21 protein-coding genes and 1 pseudogene are annotated in these 24,869 nt (G+C 69.8%); 6 read left to right on the top strand and 16 right to left on the bottom strand.

Going from position 1 to position 24,869, the window contains the following annotated elements; all coding sequences use genetic code 11:
• The first annotated feature begins 68 nt into the window (after positions 1 to 68).
• On the top strand, positions 69 to 1,070 hold the full coding sequence (locus tag NRF20_RS16450; protein WP_413752809.1) for a GNAT family N-acetyltransferase: 1,002 nt from the start codon (positions 69 to 71) through the stop codon (positions 1,068 to 1,070).
• Positions 1,071 to 1,088: 18 nt separating this feature from the next.
• The gene (locus NRF20_RS16455; protein WP_398632361.1) at positions 1,089 to 1,946 is read left to right on the top strand and encodes a tetratricopeptide repeat protein; all 858 of its coding nucleotides are present in this window, start codon (positions 1,089 to 1,091) and stop codon (positions 1,944 to 1,946) included.
• A gap of 48 nt (positions 1,947 to 1,994) precedes the next feature.
• On the opposite strand, the gene NRF20_RS16460 is transcribed toward NRF20_RS16455, so the two are convergent.
• Together NRF20_RS16460 and NRF20_RS16465 are read right to left on the bottom strand one after the other, a co-directional pair.
• Positions 1,995 to 2,288, bottom strand: coding sequence for a hypothetical protein (locus NRF20_RS16460; protein ID WP_398632362.1), 294 nt, complete (start codon positions 2,286 to 2,288; stop codon positions 1,995 to 1,997).
• Between the two features lie 225 nt (positions 2,289 to 2,513).
• Positions 2,514 to 4,529, bottom strand: coding sequence for a GTP-binding protein (locus NRF20_RS16465; RefSeq protein ID WP_413752810.1), 2,016 nt, complete (start codon positions 4,527 to 4,529; stop codon positions 2,514 to 2,516).
• Between the two features lie 664 nt (positions 4,530 to 5,193).
• On the opposite strand from NRF20_RS16465, the gene NRF20_RS16470 reads away from it, so the two are divergent.
• The 3 genes and pseudogenes from NRF20_RS16470 to NRF20_RS16480 all read left to right on the top strand — a co-directional run.
• Positions 5,194 to 6,291 carry a hypothetical protein gene (locus NRF20_RS16470; protein ID WP_413752811.1) on the top strand — a complete coding sequence of 366 codons (1,098 nt, stop codon included), beginning with the start codon at positions 5,194 to 5,196 and terminating at the stop codon, positions 6,289 to 6,291.
• Positions 6,292 to 6,437: 146 nt separating this feature from the next.
• Positions 6,438 to 7,160, top strand: coding sequence for a class F sortase (locus NRF20_RS16475; RefSeq protein ID WP_398632365.1), 723 nt, complete (start codon positions 6,438 to 6,440; stop codon positions 7,158 to 7,160).
• Between the two features lie 91 nt (positions 7,161 to 7,251).
• Positions 7,252 to 7,507: pseudogene (locus tag NRF20_RS16480) on the top strand (coagulation factor 5/8 type domain-containing protein); the annotation flags it as partial.
• A 68-nt stretch (positions 7,508 to 7,575) separates the two neighbouring features.
• On the opposite strand, the gene NRF20_RS16485 reads toward NRF20_RS16480, so the two are convergent.
• The 8 genes from NRF20_RS16485 to NRF20_RS16520 form a co-directional block, all read right to left on the bottom strand.
• A complete protein-coding gene (locus tag NRF20_RS16485) occupies positions 7,576 to 8,187 on the bottom strand; it encodes a response regulator transcription factor (RefSeq protein WP_266358208.1) in 612 nt (203 codons plus the stop codon).
• Complete coding sequence (locus tag NRF20_RS16490) at positions 8,184 to 9,362, bottom strand: sensor histidine kinase (RefSeq protein WP_398632366.1); 1,179 nt, start codon at positions 9,360 to 9,362, stop codon at positions 8,184 to 8,186. Before NRF20_RS16490 ends, NRF20_RS16485 begins: the two co-directional genes overlap by 4 nt.
• Positions 9,359 to 10,114 (bottom strand): ABC transporter permease, encoded by a 756-nt coding sequence (locus NRF20_RS16495; protein WP_398632367.1) that lies wholly within the window; start codon positions 10,112 to 10,114, stop codon positions 9,359 to 9,361. Before NRF20_RS16495 ends, NRF20_RS16490 begins: the two co-directional genes overlap by 4 nt.
• Positions 10,108 to 11,046, bottom strand: coding sequence for an ABC transporter ATP-binding protein (locus NRF20_RS16500; protein WP_413752812.1), 939 nt, complete (start codon positions 11,044 to 11,046; stop codon positions 10,108 to 10,110). Before NRF20_RS16500 ends, NRF20_RS16495 begins: the two co-directional genes overlap by 7 nt.
• A 218-nt stretch (positions 11,047 to 11,264) precedes the next feature.
• A complete protein-coding gene (locus NRF20_RS16505; protein ID WP_413752813.1) occupies positions 11,265 to 13,361 on the bottom strand; it encodes a hypothetical protein in 2,097 nt (698 codons plus the stop codon).
• A 175-nt stretch (positions 13,362 to 13,536) separates the two neighbouring features.
• Positions 13,537 to 13,980: a DUF6113 family protein gene (locus tag NRF20_RS16510; protein WP_398632370.1), complete on the bottom strand. Its 444-nt coding sequence runs from the start codon at positions 13,978 to 13,980 to the stop codon at positions 13,537 to 13,539.
• Positions 13,977 to 14,876: an N-acetyl-1-D-myo-inositol-2-amino-2-deoxy-alpha-D-glucopyranoside deacetylase gene (gene mshB, locus NRF20_RS16515; protein WP_398632371.1), complete on the bottom strand. Its 900-nt coding sequence runs from the start codon at positions 14,874 to 14,876 to the stop codon at positions 13,977 to 13,979. The genes NRF20_RS16510 and mshB overlap by 4 nt, the downstream gene beginning before the upstream one ends.
• A gap of 71 nt (positions 14,877 to 14,947) precedes the next feature.
• A complete protein-coding gene (locus tag NRF20_RS16520; RefSeq protein ID WP_266358214.1) occupies positions 14,948 to 15,142 on the bottom strand; it encodes a hypothetical protein in 195 nt (64 codons plus the stop codon).
• 166 nt (positions 15,143 to 15,308) lie between these two features.
• Here NRF20_RS16520 and NRF20_RS16525 point away from each other — a divergent pair, with 166 nt between their 5' ends.
• Entirely contained in the window at positions 15,309 to 17,441 is a 2,133-nt protein-coding gene (locus tag NRF20_RS16525; protein ID WP_398632372.1) for a prolyl oligopeptidase family serine peptidase, read from the top strand.
• A 425-nt stretch (positions 17,442 to 17,866) separates the two neighbouring features.
• On the opposite strand, the gene NRF20_RS16530 is transcribed toward NRF20_RS16525, so the two are convergent.
• The 6 genes from NRF20_RS16530 to NRF20_RS16555 all read right to left on the bottom strand — a co-directional run bounded on the left by NRF20_RS16530 (position 17,867) and on the right by NRF20_RS16555 (position 24,412).
• Positions 17,867 to 18,385: a hypothetical protein gene (locus tag NRF20_RS16530; RefSeq protein WP_413752814.1), complete on the bottom strand. Its 519-nt coding sequence runs from the start codon at positions 18,383 to 18,385 to the stop codon at positions 17,867 to 17,869.
• A 196-nt stretch (positions 18,386 to 18,581) separates the two neighbouring features.
• Positions 18,582 to 19,790 (bottom strand): ABC transporter ATP-binding protein, encoded by a 1,209-nt coding sequence (locus tag NRF20_RS16535; RefSeq protein WP_413752815.1) that lies wholly within the window; start codon positions 19,788 to 19,790, stop codon positions 18,582 to 18,584.
• Entirely contained in the window at positions 19,780 to 20,757 is a 978-nt protein-coding gene (locus NRF20_RS16540; protein ID WP_093896876.1) for an ABC transporter ATP-binding protein, read from the bottom strand. Before NRF20_RS16540 ends, NRF20_RS16535 begins: the two co-directional genes overlap by 11 nt.
• A gap of 13 nt (positions 20,758 to 20,770) precedes the next feature.
• Complete coding sequence (locus NRF20_RS16545; RefSeq protein ID WP_398632375.1) at positions 20,771 to 21,745, bottom strand: ABC transporter permease; 975 nt, start codon at positions 21,743 to 21,745, stop codon at positions 20,771 to 20,773.
• Positions 21,738 to 22,661 (bottom strand): ABC transporter permease, encoded by a 924-nt coding sequence (locus tag NRF20_RS16550; RefSeq protein ID WP_398632376.1) that lies wholly within the window; start codon positions 22,659 to 22,661, stop codon positions 21,738 to 21,740. The genes NRF20_RS16545 and NRF20_RS16550 overlap by 8 nt, the downstream gene beginning before the upstream one ends.
• A 119-nt stretch (positions 22,662 to 22,780) precedes the next feature.
• Positions 22,781 to 24,412: an ABC transporter substrate-binding protein gene (locus tag NRF20_RS16555; protein ID WP_398632377.1), complete on the bottom strand. Its 1,632-nt coding sequence runs from the start codon at positions 24,410 to 24,412 to the stop codon at positions 22,781 to 22,783.
• Positions 24,413 to 24,869 lie beyond the last annotated feature (457 nt).

The following is a 24,869-nucleotide window of genomic DNA, read 5'->3' on the forward strand; positions in this document are numbered from 1 at the left end:
GTCGTCGATGCCCGCCCCTAGTATCTCCGTTTCCGGGCACGAACCGAACAGGAGGGGCGGACAGAGCTGTGGAATTCACCATCGGCGGACAACTCGAAGTCCGAATTACACCGGCTGACGTGGGCAAACGGGTATCAGTCCGGCGTACGGCCGAGCGCGGCTCGCAGGGCCCGAAGTTCACCGACACGGTCGGTGTTCTCACATCCTGGGACAGCGGTGTGCTGTCGATCACAACGAAGAGCGGTGACTCTGTCCGTATCGCGGAATCGACGCTGGTGGCGGGCAAGGTCGTGCCCGCCGCCCCGGCCCGGCGGCGTGGCCCGGCGGCCTCCTTCGACGAGCTCGCACCCGTCTGTGCCCGCGCTTGGCAGCCGGTGGAGAGCGAGCCGCTGGGCGACTGGCAGCTGCGCGCCGCGCAGGGGTTCACCCGGCGCGCCAACTCCGTGCTGCCGCTCGGCGATCCGGGTGTACCGCTCGACGAGGCGCTCGGGCGCGTACGGCAGTGGTACGGGGAGCGGGACCTGCCCGCGTACATCCAGACCGCGACCGGCGCCGAGGGCACCCAGGAACAGCTCTGCGCGGAGCTGGAGCAGCGCGGATGGCGGCGCGAGGTGACGGCGGAGGTACGGATCGCCGCGCTGGCGCCGATCGGTGATCTGGACGCGGATGTGTCGCAGGTGCGGCTGAGCCGGGACCTCGACGAGACGTGGCTCTCCCGCTATCAGCGCTTCGACGCCCCGGGGCCGCACGTCCTGAAGGTACTGCGCGGCGGCCCCTCGGTGTGGTTCGCCTCGGTGCCCGGTGACACCGGGGGCGCACCGCCCGCGGCGATCGGACGGTGCGTGGTGGACGGACGGTGGGCCGGCTTCATGGCTGTCGAGGTCGGTCCCGAGTACCGGCGCCGAGGGCTCGCCACCGCCGTGATGACCGCGCTCGCCCGCAAGGCCCTGGACGAGGGCGCGTCGGCGGCGTGGCTCCAGGTGGAGACGGACAACGAGGGGGCGCGGGCGCTGTACGAGCGCATGGGGTTCGCGGTCCATCACCGGTATCACCACTTCCGGTCGGCGTGACGGAGGCGGAAGAGCCCGATGAATCCTCACCACCCCGAGCAGCCCGAGCGCCCCGGCCCGGACGAGCTGCGCCGGCAGTTCGCCGAGGAGGCGCGCGCCGAGCGGCCGGACCTCGCGCTGCTCTGCCTGCTGCTGGGCGCGGTGGCCGACCCGGCGCTGGACGCGAACGGGATCGACGCGGCGCAGATCGAACTGGACGAGCTGGCGGGCCGGCTTCCGTACGGGGTGCGGGGCGGCCGGGCCTGGGCCTCGGCCCTTGCCGAATTCCTCGGCGAACGGTGCGGCTTCGCGGGCTCGTCGGCGGACTACCAGCGGCTGGAGTCGTCGCTGCTGCACGAGGTGCTGCGTCGGCGTCGCGGGCTGCCGATCCTGCTGTCGGTGGTATGGATCGAGGTCGCGCGGCGGGCGGGCGCTCCGGTGTACGGGGTGGCGCTGCCCGGTCACTTCGTCGTCGGATTCGGCGATCCTTCGGAGCGGGTGCTGGCCGACCCGTTCGACGGCGGCCGGCCGATGACCGGGCAGGACGCGGAGCTGCTGGTGGCGGGGGCGACCGGGGAGCCGCTCGAGGAGTCGATGCTGGTGCCCGCGCGGCCGCTGGAGATCGTGCTGCGGATCCTGAACAACATCAGGGCGTGGGCGGCGGCCCGTCCGGAGCGGACGGATGTGGCGCTGTGGGCGGTGGACCTGTCGCTGCTGCTGCCCTCGCATCCGGCCAGGCTGCGCTACGAGCGGGCGCAGCTGCTCGTACAGAGCGGGCAGTTTCTGCGCGGGGCGGCGGAGATGGAGGAGTACGCGGATGTGGTCGACCGGGTCGAACCCGAGGCGGCGGAGGCGATCCGGCGACGGGCACGAGCGGCGCGGGCGTTGCTGAACTAGCGGGGCGGGGGCACGGGGGCGGACGGGCCGCCGCGCCGTGTCCCCGTCTCAGCGCCGTTCCGTCACCGCCGCCGCCGGTACCGCGGGCGCCGGTCCCTCGTGCACGATGCCCAGCCGTTGCGTCGCCCGTGTTCGGCGGTCGGAGCGGACGATCGCGTCCTGCTCGGCCTGGAGGGTGGCGACGATGTCGTGCATACGGCCGGTGCGCCCGGCGTCGAGGGAGGCGAGCAGGGCGGCCTCGCCGGTCAGTTCGCTGTCCGGTACGCCGTCCCGGTCGAGCACCTCGTCGTCGAGCCGGACGACCTGCCGGCCCCGGGCGGCGAGGTGGCGGCGCCTGCGCACCCCGTGCGGAGCCGCGGGTGTGGCGACGTAGAAGGCGCGGGCCGCCGGGGCACGCCGGTCGAGCAGCAGCGGGTCGTCGTCGGCGGACTCGGCGGGCAGCCCGATCCGGCCGATGCAGTGCCGTTCCCCGTCGCGCCGGTCGAGCCGCCCGAAGCAGAGCGTGTACGGGCCGGGAACGTGCCGGGGCGGCGCGTGGTGGCTGAGTCCCGGCCGGACCGGACCCTGTCAGCGGGCATCCTCCCGTCCGGCGATCCTGCGCACCGTGTGCAGGAGGTACTCCTTGCGGTTGAGCGGATTGCGGTCGGTGCGTGGCCGGTCCGGGGGCGTACCGACGACCGCCCGGTAGCGGTCGAAGTCGGATTCGAGGACCCCTTCGCCGCGCGTCAGGGCCGGGAGCTGTTGTTGCAGTTCATGGACCCGCGCCGCCGGGATCTCTCCCTCCAGCACACATGTCGCACCTTGCACGGACGGTGTCCCGGGGGCGGCCCGCAGATGTGCGAGTACCGGCAGGAGCGGACCCAGCAGGTCCGCGGGGAGTTCCAGACGGAAGCGGTGCATCGGCTCGTACACCGTGCTGCCGGCCTCCTTCAGCGCACTCATCAGGACCAGAGGGGTCAGATTACGGAAGTCCCCGGCGGTGCTCGACATGCTCTTGTCGAAAACGGCGTGGGAATGGCTCTGCCGGGGCCAGTAGCCGGAGTGCGTCATGGTGACGACGCAATCGGTGACCTGCCAGCCGTGGATTCCCTGCTGCAGGGTCTCCCCGACGGTCTCCTCCACCGCTCTCATCAGGGAGAACGGCATCGATCCCAGCTCCACCTCCAGCCGGTACTCGATGCCGCTGCCGATCGGGGCGGGATCGACCCGAAGACCGATGGTCGCCAGAAAAGGATTCGGATCCTGGTCGCCGACCTCGTACGCCGCCCCGCTGCCGTTCGGCCGTTCCAGGCAAATGGTCGTGGTCTTGCGGAAGGTGACATCGATTCCGAATTCATCGGCGAGCGTCGCCTGGATGACTTCTTTCTGCACCTCCCCGTAGAGCGAGACGGACACTTCTTTCCGGATGTCGTCCTGCCGCAGATTGATCAATGGATCCTGCTCGGCCAGTTGTGCGAGCGCGAAATGCAGCTGGCCCCTGCTCGCCGGAGCGCAGGGCACCACGACCGATTCCAGTGTCGGCGGGGCGAACCAATGGCTCGGCGCGGTCGTGTCCGATACGCCGACCGTATCGCCGACCCGAATGCCGTCGAGGCCCCGGAGTTTCGCGATCCGGCCTGCGCCGACCGCCGCTTCGCGCACGTCCGAGCCTCGGTCGAAGACACTGATCGCGGTCACTTTCCCCTCGTCGCGCCCCTCGCCCCGGCCGAACGGCAGCCGGTCACGTGTCCGTACCGTGCCCGAGAAGATCCGGACGTAGGCGACCTTCTCGCCGCCCGGCCCCCGTTCCACCTTGAAGACGGTGCCCGAGACCGGCCCGTCGACATCCCCCTCGCCCGCGGGCAGCAGCTCCCTGACACCGCTGATCAGGGCGTCCACACCCGCCCCGGTGATCGCCGAGCCGAAGAACACCGGATGCACCAGCGCCTGCCCGGTCTGCGTGGACAGCGCTTCGCGCAGCCTGCTGTACGGGAGCGGCGCCGGGTTCTCGACGTACGCGGCCAGCAGTGCGTCGTCGTGGTCGGCGAGAAGCTCGATCAGCCGGTCCGTGAAGTCCGCATCGGCACCGGTGTACGGCGTGCAGCGGGCGTCCCGGCCGCCCGGCCCGTCGACCGATCCCATGGCGAGCACAGCCGGGGTCAGTTTCTCCGAAATGCTCCGCAGAAGGGACTCGTCCTGCGCACCGCCGCGATCGACCTTGTTCACGAAAATGAGCGTCGGAATGCGCAGGCGTTGCAGTGTCCGCATCAGAACACGGGTCTGCGCCTGTATGCCCTCCACGGCGGAGATGACCAGTACAGCACCGTCGAGCACGTTCAGCACCCGTTCCACCTCGGCGATGAAATCCGGGTGACCGGGTGTGTCGATCAGATTGACCGTGATGTCGTCGATGGCGAACGACACGACTGCGGACTTGATCGTGATGCCGCGTTGTCGTTCCAGTGCCAGGGAATCGGTCCGGGTGCTCCCGTCGTCGACGCTGCCGATCTCGTCGATGACACCGGCGGTGTGGAGCAGCCGCTCGGTCAGGCTTGTCTTACCGGCGTCGACATGCGCCAGAATTCCCAGATTCAGCGTGTGCACGAAACTCCATGTCTTCAAGATCGGTGGCAATTTCCGTCTGAATGAACATGAGAATTCCGCGCATGATCTTCTCCTCGGTCGATCGAGTACTGGAGGGGGAGTACAGCAGGCGGCCACCCCGAGCGGCAACCGATTTACCAGCCGGGCATTCACTGAGCCGGGGGTTCCTGCCGGAGCCCGCGTGCCCACCTCCTGCGCTTCCATACCCGGCAGCCGAGGAAAAGTAGATCGGCGCCTGCGCATCGGCGCGTCGCGTACGCCGTCATGCAAATTCAAAGTATGGCTCCGGGCGGAGTCCCGCCAGTCACCGCGCGTGCACGTCTCGCCGGGCAAGGAGAGCAAGTCTCCTCAACTCCAGTTCCCCAACGGGCTGTTCAAGCTCGCCGGGGGATCATTTCCGAGCCGGGCGGCGATTGGACCACTGCGCCGAAGTGTCGGCAAACGAGTGGACCGTCGTCGCCCAAACCTCACGTGGCGCTGCGTGCAGTCCAACGGGTGATTATTGGCTTTTCGCCACCCGAAGGGCCCACGACATGACCTCGATGCGGCATTTTGCGTTGGCGCAAAGTGACATTCGGACTGACGGTAGATCATGTCGCCACTGCGCCACCCTGAGTCGACGCCCTGTCACTCTTCGCAGTTGCGGCGGAAGGAATGTGTTCAGATGCGCTCTGCCCGCACACTGTTCGCTTCGGCCGCTGTCACAGCGGTCCTTGCCATTACCGGTCCCTCCGCCTACGCCATGGCCACGGCCGCGGATTCGGGACACAACAAGGGATCCTCGTCCTCGCGCAGCGACGAGAACGGAAAGTCCGACTCTGACGAGGGCGGTCGCGGCGGCGACGAGGGTGGTCGCGGCGGCGACGAGGGTGGTCGCGGCGGCGACGAAGGCGGTCGCGGCGGCGACGAAGGCGGTCGCGGCGGCGACGACGAGGGTGGCCGCGGCAGCGACGAAGGCGGCAGCGGCGACGACGAGAGTGGCCGCGGCAGCGACGAAGGCGGCAGCGGCGGCGACGAGAGTGGCCGCGGCAGCGACGAAGGCGGCAGCAGCAGCGGCCAGAACGAGAGCAAGCCCAGCGGTGGCGTTCAGGCCGGTGGCGGCTTCATGGCCCGGGTCATCACCGACGACGAAGGCGGTCGCGGCGGCGACGAGGGTGGCCGTGGCGGCGACGAGGGTGGCCGTGGCGGCGACGAGGGTGGCCGCGGCGGCGACGAAGGTGGTCGCGGCGGCGACGAAGGCGGCCGTGGCGGCGACGAAGGCGGCAGCAGCGGCGACGAGAGTGGCCGCGGCAGCGACGAAGGCGGCAGCAGCAGCGGCCAGAACGAGAGCAAGCCCAGCGGTGGCGTCAACGCCGGCGGCGGCTTCATGGCCCGGGTCATCACCGACGACGAAGGCGGTCGCGGCGGCGACGAGGGTGGCCGTGGCGGCGACGAGGGCGGCCGTGGCGGCGACGAGGGCGGCCGTGGCGGCGACGACGAGGGTGGCCGCGGCGGCGACGAAGGTGGCAGCGGCGGCGACGAGGGTGGCCGCGGCGGCGACGAAGGCGGCAGCGGCGGCGACGAGAGTGGCCGCGGCAGCGACGAAGGCGGCAGCAGCGGCCAGAACGAGAGCAAGCCCAGCGGTGGCGTCAACGCCGGTGGCGGCGGGATGGCTACGACCAGCAGCAGCCTGGCCGCCGGCTCGGCGCTGCTGATCGGCGGCATCGGCGTCGGTGCGTACAAGCTGCGCCGTCGCCAGTCGTCGGGCGGTGCGATCGCCTGACCGGGCCCAACGGCTGACCGGTCGTTTCGTTTGTCGCGGCCGTCGTCCCTCGGGGCGGCGGCCGCGGCGGCTTCGATTGCACACCACCGCCCCCACCCCCGCACCCCCTCCCTCTCCAACACCGCACGACCGAAAGGCACGTTCCCATGGCCGCCCCGCAGTCTCCCGGCTCCATCCCAACCCGGACTGCCCCCGGAACCACACTGGGCCGCGCCTTGATGTGGCCCGCCGTGGCAGCCGGGGTCGGCATGCTCCTGATCTACGACTCCATCGAAACCTCGGTCGACGACAAGCCGCCGGCCCCACCCGCCGCCGTCGCGCCCGCAGCCGTACCCGAGGTCCTCGGCTCCCATGCCGCGCCCCGACCCGTCACCCCGTCGGCGCCCGCCGTCGGCCCGGCGATGTCGCGTTCCGTCCCGACGCGGCTGCAGATTCCGTCCCTCGCCGTCAAGGCACCGTTCACCAAACTGTCCATCGGCGCCGACGGTCGGCTGAACCCGCCGCCCCCGAACGACAGCAACCTGGTGGGCTGGTTCAAGGGCGGTGTCACCCCTGGCGAGCGTGGTGCCGCGATCGTGGCGGGCCATGTCGACACGACGACCGGTCCGGCCGTGTTCCTGCAGCTCCAGTTCCTCAAGCCGGGTTCCACGGTCGACATCACCCGCGCAGACGGCTCGGTCGCCACATTCGAGGTCGACTCCGTCGAGACGTTCAGCAAGGCGAAGTTCCCGAACAAGCGCGTCTACTCGGACACCCCGTCCGCTCAGCTGCGCCTGATCACCTGCGGCGGCCCGTACAACAGGAAGGCCAAGCACTACGAGGACAACGTGGTGGCCTTCGCCCACCTCGAATCCTCCAAGAATGGCTGACGGCCGGTCGGCGTCGACCGGCCCATCGAGATCGACCGTGCCGACACGGTCGTGCTCGGCCTGGGGCTTGCGACCGTCGTCCCGGACAACGGGGTCACGGGCCATCGAGGTCGACGACTCCGTCAGCACCCACGAGGGCTGGGGCCTGGGCAGCTACTGCTACTAAAACGTCGACCCGACGATCCGTCAGGACCACGGTTTCGAGGTGCCGGTGAAGCCGGGCGTGAGGTTGCGCGATCTGCTGGTGGCTCGGCGGTCAGGGACAGTACGAGCACGTCATCGACGACACCGGATCCCCTACGTCCGTGACGAGCACCGTTCCGTCGCGGGTGATGTCCTTTCCGTAGCCGGTGGAACGGAGCGGGGTCCGGTCGCGGCGACAACGGCGGCCGGGCCCCGGCCTGCTGCTACGGCTCTACAGCCAGCCCTTCTCGTGGGCGATGCGGACCGCCTCGGCCCGGTTGCGGGCCGCCATCTTCTGGATCGCCATGGAGAGGTAGTTGCGGACCGTCCCCTGCGAGAGGTGGAGCGCGGCCGCGATCTCCGCGTTGGTGGAGCCGTCCGCAGCCGAGCGCAGCACATCGCGTTCGCGGTCGGTGAGCGGGCTCGCCCCGTCGGCGAGTGCGGCCGCCGCGAGCGTGGGATCGATGACCCGCTCTCCCGCCAGCACCTTCCGTACCGCCGAGGCCAGTTGGGCGGCGGGCGCGTCCTTCACCAGGAAGGCGTCGGCGCCCGACTCCATGGCCCGGCGCAGATAGCCGGGGCGGCCGAAGGTGGTGACGACGACGACCTTCACGGCCGGGAGTTCGCGCCGCAGTGCCGCCGCCGCGTCGATACCGGTCATGCCCGGCATCTCGATGTCCAGGAGCGCCACATCGATGCGGTGCTCGTGGGCCGCGGCCAGCACCTCGTCGCCGCGGGCGACCTGGGCCACCACCTCGATGTCGGGTTCCAGGCCGAGGAGCGCCGCGAGGGCCTCGCGCACCATGGACTGGTCCTCGGCGAGGAGGAGTCTGATCATGCTCATTCCGTGGATCCTAGGCCGGAACCGAGCGGAACACTCAGGGTCAGGGTGAAGCCTTTACCGGAACCGGAGTTACCGGCCCGGGAGGTCAGCGTGCCGTCGACCGTGGCGAGGCGTTCGGTGATGCCGGTGAGGCCGTTGCCCGGTTTCGTACCCGCGGCTCCGACGCCGTCGTCCGCGACGGTGAGTTCGAGGACCCTGCCGTCGAGGGTCTGGCGCGGGGTGAGGGTGACGGTGCAGTGCCGGGCGCTGCTGTGGCGTACGACATTGGTGACGGCTTCGCGCAGCGCCCAGGCGAGCACCTCCTCCGGCTTCTCGGGGAGGCCGTCGGGGGCCTCGGCCGGGACGTCGGCGGTGATGCCCGCGGCGGCGAGCGCGGTACGGGCTCCGGCCAGTTCGCCGGGGAGGGTCGGCCGGCGGTAACCGGTGACGGCGCTGCGTACGTCGACCAGGGCCTGGCGGCTGACCTGTTCGATGTCCGCGACCTGGGCGGCCGCCTGCTCCGGGTGGTCGGGGAGCATCCGCCCGGCCAGTTCGCTCTTGAGCGTGATGAGCGAGAGCGAGTGGCCGAGCAGGTCGTGCAGATCGCGGGCGAGCCTGAGCCGCTCCTCGTTGGCGGCGAGCTGGGCGACGGTCGCGCGGGCCTCGCGCAGCTGGATCGTCGTGCGGATCAGCTGCCGTACTCCGGTCATCGCGAACCCGCCGAGCAGCGCCGGGAAGACCAGCGCGGTGATGATCTCGCGGGGGTGGTCGACGGTCAGCCCGATGCCGACCAGTGCGGCGACGACCACGGGGATCAGCCAACGGGCGGTCCTCAGCGGCATGGTGGCGCCGACGGAGACCGCCACGTACACGAAGAGGACCAGCCACGCGGCGCCGAGCGTCAGGGAGAGGACGACAGCGAGGGCGCCGAGGAAGGCGATCGTCGTGTGGACGGCGCGCCGGTCCAGGGCCTTCGACGTGTGGCGGAAGACCAGGGCCAGATAGGCCCCGACGAAGACCAGCAGACCGAGTGCGCCCAGCGCGGTCGCCCACGGCGTGTGGTCGCCGTCGGCCAGATCCTTGACCGGGGCGCTCATGAAGGCGAGCCAGATGCCGATCCATAACAGCTTGATCCACACCTGTCGGCGGCCCGTCGCGGCGAACTCGATGCCTGCGGACGTCTCCTCGTCGTTCACGCCTTCAGGGTGTCCTTCCGGTAGAGCCACGCCGCGCCGCCCGCGAAGATCAGGAAGTAGGCGCAGAGGATGGCGACGTCCTTGGCGTGTGGCGAGCCGCCCATCTCGATCGCCTGGCCGAGAGAAGCGTACGCGTGGGTGGGGAGCCACTCGGAAATGTTCTGCAGCCACTGCGGGAAGGTGGCGCTGGGCATCCACAGACCGCCGAGGATGGAGAGCCCGAAGTAGATGATCATCGTGATCGGGCGGACCGCGTCACCGCTGGCGACGTAGCCGATGGCGACCCCGAGCGCGGCGAAGACCAGTGAACCGGCCCAGATGACCCCGGCCAGCGCGAACCACTGCCAGGTGTCCAGCCGTACGTGCTTGACGCCGGCGGCGACCAGGAACACGACCACGATGCAGGGCAGCGTGACCATCGCCGCACCGGCGATCTTCGCCAGGACGTAGCCGCGGCTGGGCAGTGCGGTGAGCCGGAGCTGGCGGACCCAGCCCTTCTCACGCTCCTTGGCGATGCGTTCGCTGTTGCCCATGAGGACGGCGGTCAGCGCGCCGAAGGAGGCCATCGAGACCATGAAGAAAGCCTGGAGGGTGAGGTCGCTGTGCGGGACCTTGTCGGTGGTGTTCCGGGTGCCGGAGATCAGCAGATAGATCACCGACGGGTAGATGACCGAGAAGAACATGAACTTCTTGTTCCGCAGGGTGCGGGTCACTTCGAGCCTGATCAACGCCCACGAGAAGAAACTCAGCATGCGGTCCTGGCCTCCTCGGCCTCGGTGATGGCGACGAAGGCCTGCTCCAGGCCGAGCCCCGCGACTTCGAGCTCGCGCGGGTAGAGGCCGAGTGTGTAGACGGCGTGCACGGTCGCGTCGGCGTTGTGCGACTGGATGCGGACCCGGTTGCCGGTGATGTCGAGCGCGGAGAGGAACGGCAGGGCGCGCAGGGCCGCTTCGTCGACCGGGCCCTCCAGTTCGAAGGAGATCCGGCGGGCTCCGGCCTTCGCCTTGATCTCTGCGGCGGTGCCGTCGGCGAGCAGCCGGCCCTTGTGGAGGACGAGGACGCGGTCGGCGATCGCGTCGGCCTCTTCGAGGTAGTGGGTGGCGAACAGGACGGTACGGCCCTGCTCGGCCTGCTCCCGCATCGTGGCCCAGAAGGCCTGACGGGCGGTGACGTCCATGCCGGTGGTCGGCTCGTCGAGGACGATCAGGTCGTTGGCCCCGGCGGTGGCGAGCGCGAACCGTACGCGCTGCTCCTGGCCGCCGGAGAGCTTGTTGACCAGGCGGTCGGCGATCTGCGCGATGCCGGCCCGGGACAGCACCTCGCCCACCGGGTAGGGCCTGGGGTGCAGATCGCAGGCGAGGCGGACCAGCTCCTGGACCGTGACGTCCTCCATCAGACCGCCGCTCTGCAGCATCGCGCCGACGCGGCCCGCGGCGATGGCGCCCTGCGGGGTCGTGCCGAAGACCCGGACGGAACCGGAGTCGGCGGTGCGCAGGCCGAGCAGCAGGTCCAGGGTGGAGGACTTTCCGGCGCCGTTGGGGCCGAGGAGCGCCACGGTCTCGCCGGAGTGCAGGTCGAGAGTGAGTCCGTCGACGGCGCGTACCGCTCCGTACGCCTTGCTGGCCCGGTCGAAGCGGACCACGGCGGTCTTCGCCCCGGTGGCCTCGGTGGCTGTCGTTGTCATGCGTCCAGCCTGGCGGAGAAGGAGGTACGTCCGGCAGGGCCGCGGGTCGTGGAAACGGGATGACAGATGTCATGCCGCGCGCATGACGCCGCTGTCGTGCCATACGTCTGCGGAACACGACGTGGCTGCAGTGCCGTACGTCGCCGGACACGACGCCGCCCCCGGCCGGGGGTCCGGACGGGGGCGGTTGTGCGGTGCGGTTCGCCGCGGTGGGGCGGTTATCCGTTGCCGTTCAGGCCGATCGTGGCGGTCCGCTCGGCGGGGGTCCTGCCGAGCAGCGCGGTCTGCATGGCATGCGCCACATCGTCCGCACTGAGCTGGTGCTTCTTGCCGTCACCCTTGGTGATCATGATGCCGTCGAAGACGCCGTCACAGAGGGTGTCGATGGCCTTCTTGTCGTAGTGCTCGACCAGCCGGCCCTTGACCGGCACCATCGTGAGGATCTGCGGCAGCGACTTCGCCGGGCCGAACTGGATCTGCTTGGGCCCGGCCTTGATGGTGACCAGGCCGGACATCGCGGGCTTCGCGAAGTCCTTCATCGCCCGGTCCAGTTCGGCCTTGCTGATGGTGGGCTCCCGGGAGGTGACCGGCAGTTCGACGGTGGCCGCCTTGCCCGTCTGCACCTGGGCCCGGTACGCGTCGCGCACCGAGATCATCGACTGGTTGACGTCCAGCGCCTTACCCGACTTGCCGGGTACGGCGACGGCCTTGCCCGGCTCGAACTTGATCGTGCCGTCGTTGGCCGAGCCGGAGACACCCGCCAGGTCCGTCAGCGCGACACCGAGCTTCTCCTCGTCGACCGGGATCACCGGGTCGACGGTGCGCTTGCCGCCGAAGAGGGAACCGATGACGGAGACCGGGTTGTAGTCGCTGCCCGCGGCGGAGCGCACGGTCTCCTGGCTGTCCAGGCCGAGCCCGGCCTTGTCCGGTGCGAGCTCGGTCTTCTTGCCGTCCACGGAGAGCTGGAGGGGAGTCTCGGCGCGCTTGCCGAGGGCGGCGTCCAGCTTCGCGACGCCCTCCTCCTTCGTGCCGCCGCCGATGTCGACGCCGAGGACGGTGGTGCCCTTCGGGACGTCGGAGTGGTTCACCAGCAGTCCGGCGCCGTACGCGACACCGAGCAGACCGACGACGCCGGCGCAGAGGAGGACCAGCTTGGAGCGGCCCTTCTTCTTCGCAGGCGCGGGCGCCGGGGCGGGACGGGCGGCGGGGGCGGGCGCCGGGGCTGCGGGACCGCCGGGTCCTGCCGGTCCGGTGCCCATCGCGTCATCCGGAATACGGGGCGTCAGATCGGGACGCCCGCCACCGGGGCCGCCCGCGCTCGGGAACAGGGACGGCGAGCGGTGCTCCGGCGGAACGACGGGGATGCCGCTGGTGAGCGTGTCACCGGAGACGTTGCCGCCGGGCCCGGCGGAGGCGGGGGCCGCGAACTGGGGCGTCAGCACCGCCGTGTCGTCGGACATCCGCGGGGGCACGCCACCGGATGCGCCGGGACCCTGCGGGCCCGCGGGACCACCGGAGCCTCGCGGACCGCCGGGGCCCGGGCCGCCCGCTCCGTCGAGATTCGGAGTGAGGGACGAGGTGCCGGTGACCGGGCCCGTGGTGGGTCCGGAGGGGCCCGGCGTACGCACCCCGAGGTTCGGCGTGGGGCGCGGGCCGGCTGCGGGGCCGCCGTGGCCGAACTCGTCGAGGGCGCTGCCACCGGGGCGGGGTGCGTCCTGGTCGCCCGTGCGCTGCGGGCCGTCCGAGAAGTACGGCAGGTCGGCGCGGGGCGGGGTGGGCGCCTCGCCCGTGGGGCCGTCGGCGCCACCGGCAACGCTGCCGCTGCCGCTGCCGCCGACGACCGAGGTGTTCGTGGGGGCCTTGCGCGGGGCGAACCAGTCGCTGCCGCTCTTCTCCCTGGCCGGCTTTTCGGCAGCCGGTTCCGCGGGCGCGGAAGAACCGGCTCTCGCCTCGGCGCCCGGGTTGGCGTCGGACGCACCCGACGCGCCGCCCGGCGCGGGCGAGCCGGGGCGCGGAATGCTGCCCGTGCGCTCGCCTTCGGCCGTGTCGGCGTCGCTCATGGGCGTACGCATGACAACCGGCGGGATGGGGCGCGAGCCCGGAATGTTGATCCGGATGCGCGTCGTCAGCGTCGTCTCGGTTCTCGGTTCCTCGGACTGAGGCGGGTCCGCAGGCCCCGAGGCCCCCTCCGGGGCGTCCTGCGAAGGGTGCAGCGACGGATACTGGCGGGATCCGTACGGCGGCGTCCCCGAGGGGTACGCGGCTCCCCCGCGCCCCTGGGGCCCGGAGGACGAACTGTCAGTTTCACGACTCAAAGCAGGTTCTCCCGATTGGCTCCGCCGCCCGTACTTCCCCCATGCCGCAGGCCAGGGGACGGCTCGGCGCGCAAACCACCATACTGGCCGCCGCCGACAGACACCCCGCGACCGGGGGAAACGACTGCGTGACCACCGGACGGACAAGGGGCATTACGGGATCGGACGTGGCACTTTACTTGCCAGGTCGGCCGCTGTCGGCGCCCGGTTGAGGCGACCGCGACATGGTGGCACAGATCACAGCGATCGCCATCCCGCCCAGCATGAAAAGGGTGAGGCCCGTTTCATCACCGAAGACATAGTCGCCTTCCGGTCGTCCGCCGAACAGAAGAAGGACCGAAATCAGCCAGCCCGCCGCGGGTGCCAGGGCGCCGAACTGGGTGCCGAAGACGCAGCGCCCGCCGTAGAACAGCCCGGTGCAGGCGGCCAGCGCGAGCAGCAACCCGCCGGGGAACCAGGCGGCTTGGACGAGCGCCCCGGCGATCCCGACGAGCGCGCCGAGAACGGCGAGGCCCGCATGGGCGGCGATCCGCCCGGGGTTGAGGGGCGCGGCGAGACCGGTGGCCCGAACGTCCCGGGTGGGTGCGCCGGTGCGCGGGGTGCGCTGCTTGCCGCTCATTGTTCCGCCCCCGGTACACCGGCGAACAGGTCGTCTTCGCGCGCCCCTTGAGGGGCCCCGGAGGCGCCGTGTACCAACTCGTAGTACTCGGTGGTGAAGACGGGCTGGCCGAGGTCGTTGGAGAGGGCGAAGAAGGGGCCGTCCACGGCGATCTGCGTGGCATGGGCCCGCATCGCCGCGCGTTTGGCCGCCGCATGGGCGGAGCCGTCGATCTGCGCGGTGATCCTTGTGTCGTCGACCACACCCGGTACGTCGTCGATGGCGGCGATCCCCGGGAACGCGTCCGGCACCGTGTCCCGCAGGCGCGCGAAGCCCTCCTCGGCGACCGAACGCGGCACCCGGTTCCAGTAGATCTTGGCGACGGTGTGCACCGCGCCCGCTCCGGTGCGGTACGCGGGATCGGCGGCGAGCTCCGCCGCGCGCATCGCGACGCGGTGCGCCTGGATGTGGTCGGGGTGCCCGTAGCCACCGTCGGGGTCGTAGGTGACGAGGACCTGCGGGCGCACCGAGCGGATCACCTCCACGAGGTACTGGGCTGCGTCGTCCACGTCCGCGTCCCAGAAGGCGCCGGGGCGGTGATTCTGCTCGGCGCCCATCATTCCGGAGTCGCGAAAGCGTCCTGGACCGCCGAGGAGCCGGTGGTCGGTGACCCCGAGCTCCTTCATCGCCGCGGCCAGTTCGCCCTGGCGGTAGGGGCCCAGGGTGTCGTCCCGGTCTGCCGCGAGACGGGCGAGCGCGGGCGGGATGATCTCGCCCTCCTCGCCGAGCGTGCAGGTCACCAGGGTGACCTGGGCACCCTCGGCCGCATACCTGGCCATGGTGGCGCCGTTGTTGATCGACTCGTCGTCGGGGTGCGCGTGCACCAGGAGCAGACGCCGGGCGGGATGGTCCGTCATGGGGACCAGCCTACGAGCCGGGCAGACCCCGGCCGACCGCGCCCGCGCACGAGCCGCCGACGAGCCGGGTCTCAGAACTTGATGCTTCCGATCATCCCGGCCACATTCGTGGTCAGGTTCGAGATGCTGGGCGCAATGGACGAGCTGGCGAGATAGAAACCGAGCAGCGCGCAGACCACCGCATGTCCGCCCTTCAGTCCGGATTTCCGGATCAGCAGGAAGACGACGATCGCCAGCAGCACCACCGCCGAAATCGAGAGTGCCACGGCGGTTCACCTCCATCAGTACGGTCGGGACGGGCAGCACACATGGAGCCAGCAGGTTCATACCCACCAAGCGCTACGGATCATAACTATCCGTGGCACCGCATTGATCGGGGCACAGCAGCACGAGGGGCGCACGACCGGGCGGTCGGGGACTAGGTTCGGGCCCATGACTTCGCAGAAGATCTCATTTCCGCGTCAGCACGCCAGGACTATGCGATTCACCCTCGGCGCTCCCCGTGCGTTCACCGTTTCACCCGACGGGGAGCGGGTGATCTTCCTGCGGTCGGGCTCCGGCACGGACCGGTCGGGACGGCTGTGGGTGCTGGATCTGCCTGCGGGCGGTACGCCGAAGGAGCGCGTCGTCGCCGACCCCGAGACGCTGCTCGGCGGTTCGGCGGAGCGGCTGTCGGCCCAGGAGCGGGCCCGGCGCGAGCGCAGCCGTGAGGGTTCATCGGGGATCGTCGGCTACGCGGTCGACGCGGCGGCCGAGTTGGCCGCTTTCGCGCTCTCCGGGAAGGTGTACGTCGCGGAGTTGCGGGCGGGTACGGCGCGTGCGCTGCCGGTTCCGGGCCCGGTGATCGACCCGAGGCCGTCACCGGACGGGCGCCGCATCGCGTATGTGTCGAAGGGCGCGCTGCGCGTCGTGGGCGCCGAGGGCGACGGGGACCGGGCGCTCGCGGAGCCGGAGGGCGCGAACGTCTCCTACGGCCTCGCGGAGTTCATCGCGGCCGAGGAGATGCAGCGCTCGCGGGGCTTCTGGTGGTCACCGGAGTCGGACCGGCTGCTGGTCGCCAGAGTCGACGACAGCCCCGTACAGCGGTGGTGGATCGCGGATCCCGCACACCCGGACCGCAGGCCGGCCGAGGTCGCCTACCCGGCGGCCGGGACGCCCAACGCCGAGGTGCGGCTCTTCGTGGTGGGCCTGGACGGCACCCGTACCGAAGTGCTCTGGGACCGGGCGCGCCACCCGTACCTGGCACAGGTGCACTGGTCGTCGGCCGGGGCTCCACTGCTGCTCGTGCAGGCCCGGGACCAGCAGAGCCAGCTCTTCCTCGCGGTGGACACGGAGACGGGTACGACGCGGACGGTACATGTCGACGAGGACCCTGTTTGGCTGGAAATCTTCCCCGGTGTGCCCGCCTGGGCGCCGGACGGGCGGCTCGTGCGGATCGCGGACGAGGGCGGGGCGCGGGTGCTCGCGGTCGGCGACCGGCTGCTGACCGGGGCGCAGTTGCAGCTCCAGGCGGTCCTGGACATCGGTGAGTCGGATGTCCTGGTCTCGGCGTCGGCGGGCGAGGAGGCCGCGGAGCCGGAGATCGGTGAGAGCCATGTGTACCGGGTCAATGAGCTGGGCGTCGAGCGGGTCTCCGAAGGGGCAGGGGTGCATTCGGCCGTCCGCGCGGGCGACGTGACGGTGCTGGTCTCCCACTCGCTGGAGCGGCCGGGGGCCCGTGCCGACGTGCTCCGGGACGGCCGGAGGATCGCCACCGTCGCAAGCCATGCGGAAGAGCCGGTTCTGTCGGCGCGGGTGCACCTCACCGAGGGGGGCGCACGGCGGATTCCGTGCGCCGTGCTGCTCCCCGAGGGGTACAAGGAGTCGGACGGCCCGCTTCCGGTACTCATGGATCCGTACGGCGGTCCGCACGGCCGGCGGGTTCTCGCCGCCCACAATCCGCATCTGACGTCGCAGTGGTTCGCCGATCAGGGCTTCGCGGTGGTCGTCGCGGACGGCCGGGGCGCACCGGGGCGTTCACCGGGCTGGGAGAAGGCTGTCAAGAACAACCTCGTCCTCACCGTTGACGATCAGATCGAGGCGCTGCACGCGCTCGCCGGGCGGTTCCCGCTGGACCTCGGCAAGGTGGCGATCCGGGGCTGGTCGTTCGGCGGCTACCTGGCGGCTCTGGCCGTGCTGCGGCGGCCGGATGTCTTCCACGCGGCGGTGGTGGGCGCGCCGGTGACCGACCAGCGGCTGTACGACACCCACTACACCGAGCGCTATCTCGGCGACCCGGCGAAGCAGCCGGAGGTGTACGCGCACAACTCGGTGCTGACGGACGAGGGGCTCTCCGAGGCCGCGGACCAGGTCCGGCCGATGATGATCATCCATGGTCTGGCGGACGACAATGTGGTGGTCGCGCACTCGCTCAGGTTGTCGTCGGCGCTGCTCTCGGCGGGGCGCCCGCACGAGGTGCTGCCGCTCAGCGGGGTGACGCACATGACGCCGCAGGAGCAGGTGGCGGAGAATCTGCTGCTGCTCCAGGTGGACTTCCTGAAGCGGTCGTTGGGGCTGCGGGGGTGACCTGACCGGCGGCGCCCGGTGATCACTTCCGGCCGCGCCCGTCACCAGCCGGGTGGTGGCTGGGACGGGGGCGGCGGACCGAAGACGCCGGGCGGCGGATAGCCGTACCGTTCCTGGGCAGTGAGCAGAAGTGGGTCCTGTCTCACTGGCACGCCCCGAACGGTGTTGGGCGCACTGGTCCTCCGCTTTCTCGTCCTGGGCGGCGACGCATATCACGTATGCGGTCCGTCCCAGGTGGGCGGAATCCCTACGACCTGGCCATGTGGGTGTGGCCAGAGGCGACGGGGAGGCCCCGAACCATCACTCCGGTGATACGGGGGCCCCGACTGCTGACACCACACCCGGCGTCCCAGATCGCGCCACACACGTCACACACACCCAGCCAAGCACACCCACAGACCGGAACACCGTTCACTCAATCGTGCTCATGTTCGCCAAAACGAGGGCAGAAAGGCGGTCACACTCGCGCCCTGGCCCGGCCGGGTCGGTGTGCGTTCGGAGAAGTCGTGCGGCGGTCTGCGTCCGGCCCCCGCGGTGATGACGAGCGCGATGCCCGCCGCGAGGGCCGCGAAGGCACAGACCAGAGCACGGGTACGGAGGTCGTCGGCGAAGCGGGCGCTCATCGCGGACTCGCCGATGTTCCAGAGTCCGGGCAGTCGCATGGCGAGCGTCACCACTCCGGTGGCGACCAGGGCGGTGGCGGCCACCGAGGACCGCAGGGCCGCGAAGACGGCGACGAGATACACCACGAGCAGCGCCACGTCGTCGGCCGAGGTGGTGGGCACCGCGGAGAGCCGCACGTCGTAGTAACCGGCCCAGTACCGCACCAGATCCGCGGGCTCCTCGACCGCCCTGAAATCCCGTACGAGCCAGCCGGCGACGATCACCGCGAGCAGGGCGCAGAGAACGGCGCCGGTGATCCTGGCCCCCCGTGTGAGTATCACGCGAGCGATACTCCACCGTCGCCGCCGGCCGGACAAGGGAGTTGTCCGAGCGATGCGCGAACGGGCAACCGGCCGGGGAGACTTGACGGCCCCCGGCCGGTTCACGGCACCCGCACGGCCGTACGCCGACCATGGTGGCGCGTTCGTATATCGGAGGTGAGACAGCCAAGTTGCCCGCGCGTTAACGTGTTTGCGGTCAGCCGGCCCGGCTGCTCCCGGAAGGCGGCGGCCCGTCCTCCCGGCCCGCCGCGTCGGACGGGCCCAGGGCGTCCTCCTGGCCGGACTCGTCCGCCTTCTCCTGCGAAACCGCCTCCCCCACCACCCTCTCCCCCGGCGTCTCCAGCAGCCCCTCCGGCGGCACCACCTGCTTCTCCTCCGCGAAGTGGCAGGCCGAATCGTGCCCGGCCGGTGTGCCCGTCAGCCGGAAGACCGCCGGAACCGCCAGCAGCGGCACTTCCCGTTCGCACCGCTCCTGCGCCTTCCAGCAGCGGGTGCGGAACGGGCAGCCGGAGGGCGGGTTGGCGGGCGAGGGGACATCGCCGTGCAGGATGATCCGCTCCCGGTGCTCGCGGGCCATCGGGTCCGGCACCGGGACGGCGGACAGCAGCGCCTGGGTGTACGGATGCGTGGGGTGGTCGTAGATCTGCTCATCGGTGCCGATCTCGACGATCCGGCCCAGATACATCACGCCCACCCGGTCGGAGATGTGCCGGACGATCGACAGGTCGTGCGCGATGAAGACGTAACTCAGCCCGAACTCCGCCTGGAGCCGGTCCAGCAGGTTGACGACCTGGGCCTGCACGGAGACGTCGAGGGCGGAGACGGGTTCGTCGGCGACGATGATCTCGGGGTTCAGGGCCAGCCCGCGGGCGATGCCGATGCGCTGGCGCTGGCCGCCGGAGAACTGGTGCGGATAACGGTTGATGTATTCCGGGTTGAGCCCGACGACGTCCAGCAGATCCTGGACCTTCCTGCGCCGGTCGCCCTTCGGGGCCACCTCGGAGTGGATCTCGTACGGCTCCCCGATGATGTCGCCGACGGTCATCCGGGGGTTGAGCGAGGTGTACGGGTCCTGGAACACCATCTGGATGTTGCGGCGCACGGCCTTCAGGGCGCGCCCCGACAGTTTGGTGATGTCCTCGCCCTTGTACCTGATCGCACCGGCCGTCGGCTGTTCCAGATGCACCAGCATCCTGGCCACGGTCGACTTGCCGCAGCCCGACTCCCCCACGATGCCGAGCGTCTCGCCCGCCGCCAGGTCGAAGGAGACCCCGTCGACCGCCTTGACGGCGCCGATCTGCTTCTTGATCAGGATGCCCTGGGTCAGCGGGTAGTGCTTGACCAGATCGCGTACCTGCAGAATGGGTTCGCCGCCCACGCGGGTGCTCCCCGGTTCAGCGTGCATCGAGCGTCTCCTTCCAGAAGTAGCAGGCGCTCTCACGGTGCTGGGCCACCTCGAAGAGGGGCGGTACCTCACCTCGGCAGATCTCCTGAGCCATCGGGCAGCGCGGGTTGAAGGCGCAGCCGGGCGGGATGTGCAGCAGGTTGGGCGGCAGGCCCTTGATCGCGTACAGCTCCTGGCCCTTCTGGTCCAGGCGCGGGATCGACTGGAGGAGGCCCTTGGTGTACGGGTGGGCGGGGGCCTTGTAGATCTCGTGGACGGGGGCCGACTCGACGATCCGGCCCGCGTACATCACGGCGATGTAGTCGGCCACGTCCGCGACCACGCCCAGGTCGTGGGTGATCAGGATGAGTCCCATGTTGAGCTCGCGCTGGAGCTCGGCGAGCAGGTCCATCACCTGGGCCTGAACGGTCACATCGAGGGCGGTGGTGGGTTCGTCCGCGATGATCAGCGAGGGTTCCAGCGCCATCGCCATGGCGATCATGATGCGCTGGCGCATGCCGCCGGAGAACTGGTGCGGGTAGTTCCCGACGCGTTCCTTGGCGGCCGGGATGCGGACCCGGTCCATCAGCTCGACGGCCTTCAGCCTGGCGTCCTTGTGGGACATCCCGCGGTGGACGACGAACATTTCGCCGAGCTGTTCCCCCACGCTGAGCACGGGGTTGAGGGAGGAGAGCGCGTCCTGGAAGATCATGGCCATCTCCTGGCCGCGGATCTTCCGGCGCTCCTCCTTCTTCATCTTCAGCAGATCGCGGTCCTTGAAGACGATCTCGCCGCCGCTGATCTTTCCCGGGGGCATGTCGAGAATGCCCATGATCGCCTGTGCGGTGACCGACTTGCCGGAGCCGGACTCGCCGAGGACGGCGAGCGTCTCGCCCTCGGCCACCGAGTAGTTGACCCCGTTGACGGCTTTGGCCACCCCGTCGCGGGTGTGGAACTCCACGTGCAGATCGCGCACTTCGAGCAACATGGCAACGGGCTCCTCAGCGCAGCTTGGGGTCGAGGGCGTCGCGCACCGCGTCGCCGAGCATGATGAACGCGAGCACGGTGATCGCCAGCGCTCCGGCGGGCCAGAGCAGCATGTGGGGGGCGTTGCGGATGTAGTTGGCCGCGGCGGAGATGTCGATGCCCCAGGAGACGGCAGGCGGTTTCAGGCCGACGCCGAGGAACGAGAGAGTCGCCTCCAGAGCGATGTAGGTACCCAGGGCGATGGTCGCGACGACGATCACGGGAGCGACCGCGTTGGGCGCGATGTGGCGCAGCATCATCCGGGAGTTGGAGGCGCCGAGCGCGCGGGCCGCCTGGACGTAGTCGTTCTGCTTGGCGGTGATGACCGAGCCTCGTGCGATACGGGCGATCTGCGGCCAGCCCAGCAGCACGATGAAGCCGATCACCGGCCAGACGGTGGAGCTCGGCACCACGGAGAGGAAGACCAGGCCGCCGAGGACCACCGGGATACCGAAGAAGATGTCGGTGATACGGGAGAGGAACGAATCCGACAGGCCGCCGTAGAAGCCGGCAAGGCCGCCGAGGAAGCCGCCGAGCAGGGTGACTCCCAGAGTGGAGCAGACGCCCACGGTCACCGAGTTCCTGGCCCCGTAGACGGTCCGGGTGTAGACGTCGCAGCCCTGTCCGTCGAAGCCGAAGGGATGGCCGGGCTGTGAGCCCTCCTGGGCCTTGCCCAGGTTGCAGTTGAGTGGGTCCTGGTCCGCGATCAGTGACGGCCAGATCGAGATGATCACCAGGAAGAGGATGATCAGGGCGGAGATGATGAAGACCGGGTTGCGGCGCAGGTCCCGCCAGGCGTCGGACCACAGACTGCGCGGCTTCTCGGCGGGGCCGGTGCCTTCGGGGCCGCCCGGTGTCTTTTCGAGGGTCGCACCCTCCTCCAGGGCGAGGTCCATCACGCCTCCCGCTCCGGTCGACGAGATCGCCTCGTCCGGTGTCTGCTCAGGCATAGCGGATCCTCGGGTCGAGTACGGCGTACAGCAGGTCGACGATCAGGTTCGCCGCCAGGAAGACGAGGACCAGAATGGTGACGAACCCGACGACGGTCTGGGAGTTCTGGCGCAGGATGCCCTGGTAGAGCTGATAGCCGACGCCGTGGATGTTGAAGATCCGCTCCGTGACGATCGCCCCGCCCATCAGGGCGCCCACGTCCGTACCGATGAAGGTGACGACGGGGATCAGGGAGTTGCGCAGCAGATGCCGGATGATCACGCGGCGCCTGGGCAGGCCCTTGGCGACGGCGGTACGGACATAGTCGGCGCGGGCGTTCTCGGCGATCGAGGTCCTGGTGAGCCGGGTGACGTACGCCAGGGAGACGGAGGCGACGACGAGCCCCGGGATGATGAGTTCGTTGACCGGCGCCTCCGAGGAGACGGACGGATGGATGATCCCCCACTTCACACCGAGGAGGAGCTGGAGCAGCAGACCGGTGACGAAGGTCGGGATGGAGATGACGACCAGGGTCAGGATCAGCACGGTGGTGTCGATGGGGCGGCCACGGCGCAGACCGGTGACGACGCCGAGGCTGATGCCGATGACGATCTCGAACAAGAGCGCCACGATGGTGAGCCGGATGGTGATGGGGAAGGCCGTCGCCATCAGTTCGGTGACCTTCTGCCCGTTGAACGCGGTGCCGAAGTCGCCGGTGAAGACGTTGCCCATGTAGGTCAGGTATTGCTGCCAGACGGGCTTGTCGAGGCCGAATTCCGAGCGGAGTTGGGCTGCGGTCGCCGGATCGCACTGGCGTTCGCCGCAGAGGCCCGCGATGGGGTCACCCATCACGTTCACCATGAGGAAGATCAACAGCGTGGTGCCGAAGAAGACCGGGATCATCTGCAGCAGCCGCCGGATCACATAACGTCCCATGAAGGGCTCCGGGGGTCGCGGGGGGGCAGAGGCGCGGGGCTGGGGAGTGACGCGTCGACGGGATACGGAAGCCGGGTGGCCGGTGCCGGGAAGCGCACCGGCCACCCGGCCTCAACGGGTCACTTGGCCTTGATCTGCTCGTACACCGGGACGCTGAACTGGTTCAGCGACACATTGGTGATCCGGTCCGAGTAGCCGGCGCTGCCGTTCTGGTACCAGAGCGGGATCACGGGCATCTGCGCGACCAGGACCCTCTCCGCGTCCTGGAAGGTCGAGACGGCCTTGGCCTTGTCGGACTCGGCGTTGGCCTTGTCGACGAGGCCGTCGAACTGCTTGTTGCTCCACTTGCCGTCGTTGGACGAGGCGTCGGTGTAGTACACCGGCTGCAGGAAGTTCTGGATGAGCGGGTAGTCCATCTGCCACCCGGCCCGCCAGGCGCCGGTCGGCTTCTGCTGGGAGACCTGGCTGCGGAAGTCGGCGAAGGTGCCGACCGGGGCGCCGACGCACGCCTTGTTGTTGCCCATCACCTTGTTGATGCTGTTGCAGACGGCGTCGACCCACTCCTTGTGGGAGCCGGTGTCCGCGTTGTACGAGATCTTGAGCTGGCCGCCGGGGATGCCGCCGCCCTCCTGGATCAGCTTCTTGGCGTTCGCCGCGTTGTATTCGCAGGGCGCGCCGCACAGCCCCTTCTTGAATCCGCCGTCCACGCCGAGGACCGGGGAGGTCCAGTCGGAGGCGGGGGTGCGGGTCTTCTGGAAGATCTGACTGGTGATCTGATCGCGGTTGATCGCCATCGACAGGCCCTGGCGGACCTTGATGCCGCCGGGGGTGTCCCACTTCTTGTCGTAGAAGGGGAAGGCGAGGGTCTGGATGATGCCGGCCGGGGTGTTGATGTACCGGTCGCCGAGGTCCGCCTTGACGTTCTTCAGCTGCGACGCGGGCACGTCGTCGACGAGGTCGAGGTTGCCGGCCGTCAGGTCGGTGTAGGCGGTGTTGTTGTCCGTGTAGACCTTGAGGTCGATGCCGCCGTTCTGCGCCTTGTCGTCCCCGGGGTACTTGTCCCACTTGCGCAGGTTCATCGACGAGCCCTTGGTGTACTTGTCGATGATGTACGGGCCGTTGCCGATCGGCTTGGACACCCAGGCGGCGTGGTCGGTGAAGAAGGCCCTGGGCAGCGGGGCGAAGGCCGGGTAGCCGAGGGTGTCGGGCCAGAGGGAGAACTTCTGCATCAGCTTGACCGTGAAGGTCTTGTCGTTGACGAGCTTGAGGCCGGAGAGCGTATTCGCCCTGGAGCTGCCCGACTCGGGGTGGACGTTGTTGTATCCGTCGATGTAACCGAAGAAATAGGCGTTCTTCTGATTGTTCTTCAGCAGGGCCCCGTAGTTCCAGGCGTCCACGAACGACTTCGCGGTGATCTTCTCGCCGTTGCTGAAGGTCCAGCCGTCCTTCACGGTGATCGTGAAGTTCTGGTTGTCCCTGGTTTCGATCTTCTCGGCGAGCATGTTGGTGGCCGCGCCGGTCTTCGGGTCGTACCTCTTGAGTCCCCGGAAGATCATGTCGAGGACCTTGCCGCCCTGCACCTCATTGGTGTTGGCGGGCTCCAGCGGGTTCTGCGGGTCACCCCAGGAGGAGCTCACGATTCCGTCGGCACCACCGCCACCACCGCTGCTACCCCCTCCGCCACATGCCGTCGCCGCCAGGGCGACGGCCACCGCACATGCCGCCCACTTGGCCGGTGTGGCTCCGCGCATGGAGTGCCTCCTCGTTGTGCTCCGTCTCACTTGGAGTCAAATATCACCGCATAAAGCACATTGCACACATTTACTCCACCCATTCGGGCGCATCGGAACCGTCCCGAGTGGCGCTGGAGGGTCGGGTTCGCGCAGACCGGCCACGAGCCCGCCGCGTTCGCCCCCCGTGACCTCCGACCTGACGGCCTCCCGCCTCACCGGCACCCTCGCAGTCGCCGGGCCGACGGCTCCGACCGCGATCCGCTCCGCGCGGATCGAACAAGTGAGCGCGAGACAGACGGCGACGAGCGCCACGAACCACTGCAGCCTGCGGCTCGCCACGACATCGAGTTCCCCCGGAGGCGCCCCTGCTGCGGCCCGGCAACGCGGGCTCCAACACCGTCGCAGACCACATCGAGACCACCCGGCCCGCCCTGGACCGACCGCCCAAAGGCCTGCCGCGAGGGCGCCGGACGCC

Origin of the sequence: Streptomyces sp. R-74717 (assembly GCF_047305335.1) — a bacterium.
In the GTDB taxonomy this organism is placed as follows: domain Bacteria; phylum Actinomycetota; class Actinomycetes; order Streptomycetales; family Streptomycetaceae; genus Streptomyces; species Streptomyces atratus.

What these genes read in the sequence shown, in the direction of transcription:
- NRF20_RS16455 (WP_398632361.1), top strand. Translation starts at nt 1,089, where the DNA reads ATGAATCCTCACCACCCCGAGCAGCCCGAGCGCCCCGGCCCGGACGAG.
- NRF20_RS16470 (WP_413752811.1), top strand. Translation starts at nt 5,194, where the DNA reads ATGCGCTCTGCCCGCACACTGTTCGCTTCGGCCGCTGTCACAGCGGTC.
- NRF20_RS16475 (WP_398632365.1), top strand. Translation starts at nt 6,438, where the DNA reads ATGGCCGCCCCGCAGTCTCCCGGCTCCATCCCAACCCGGACTGCCCCC.
- NRF20_RS16485 (WP_266358208.1), bottom strand. Translation starts at nt 8,187, where the DNA reads ATGAGCATGATCAGACTCCTCCTCGCCGAGGACCAGTCCATGGTGCGC.
- NRF20_RS16495 (WP_398632367.1), bottom strand. Translation starts at nt 10,114, where the DNA reads ATGCTGAGTTTCTTCTCGTGGGCGTTGATCAGGCTCGAAGTGACCCGC.
- NRF20_RS16500 (WP_413752812.1), bottom strand. Translation starts at nt 11,046, where the DNA reads ATGACAACGACAGCCACCGAGGCCACCGGGGCGAAGACCGCCGTGGTC.
- NRF20_RS16510 (WP_398632370.1), bottom strand. Translation starts at nt 13,980, where the DNA reads ATGAGCGGCAAGCAGCGCACCCCGCGCACCGGCGCACCCACCCGGGAC.
- mshB (WP_398632371.1), bottom strand. Translation starts at nt 14,876, where the DNA reads ATGACGGACCATCCCGCCCGGCGTCTGCTCCTGGTGCACGCGCACCCC.
- NRF20_RS16525 (WP_398632372.1), top strand. Translation starts at nt 15,309, where the DNA reads ATGACTTCGCAGAAGATCTCATTTCCGCGTCAGCACGCCAGGACTATG.
- NRF20_RS16535 (WP_413752815.1), bottom strand. Translation starts at nt 19,790, where the DNA reads ATGCACGCTGAACCGGGGAGCACCCGCGTGGGCGGCGAACCCATTCTG.
- NRF20_RS16540 (WP_093896876.1), bottom strand. Translation starts at nt 20,757, where the DNA reads ATGTTGCTCGAAGTGCGCGATCTGCACGTGGAGTTCCACACCCGCGAC.
- NRF20_RS16545 (WP_398632375.1), bottom strand. Translation starts at nt 21,745, where the DNA reads ATGCCTGAGCAGACACCGGACGAGGCGATCTCGTCGACCGGAGCGGGA.
- NRF20_RS16550 (WP_398632376.1), bottom strand. Translation starts at nt 22,661, where the DNA reads ATGGGACGTTATGTGATCCGGCGGCTGCTGCAGATGATCCCGGTCTTC.
- NRF20_RS16555 (WP_398632377.1), bottom strand. Translation starts at nt 24,412, where the DNA reads ATGCGCGGAGCCACACCGGCCAAGTGGGCGGCATGTGCGGTGGCCGTC.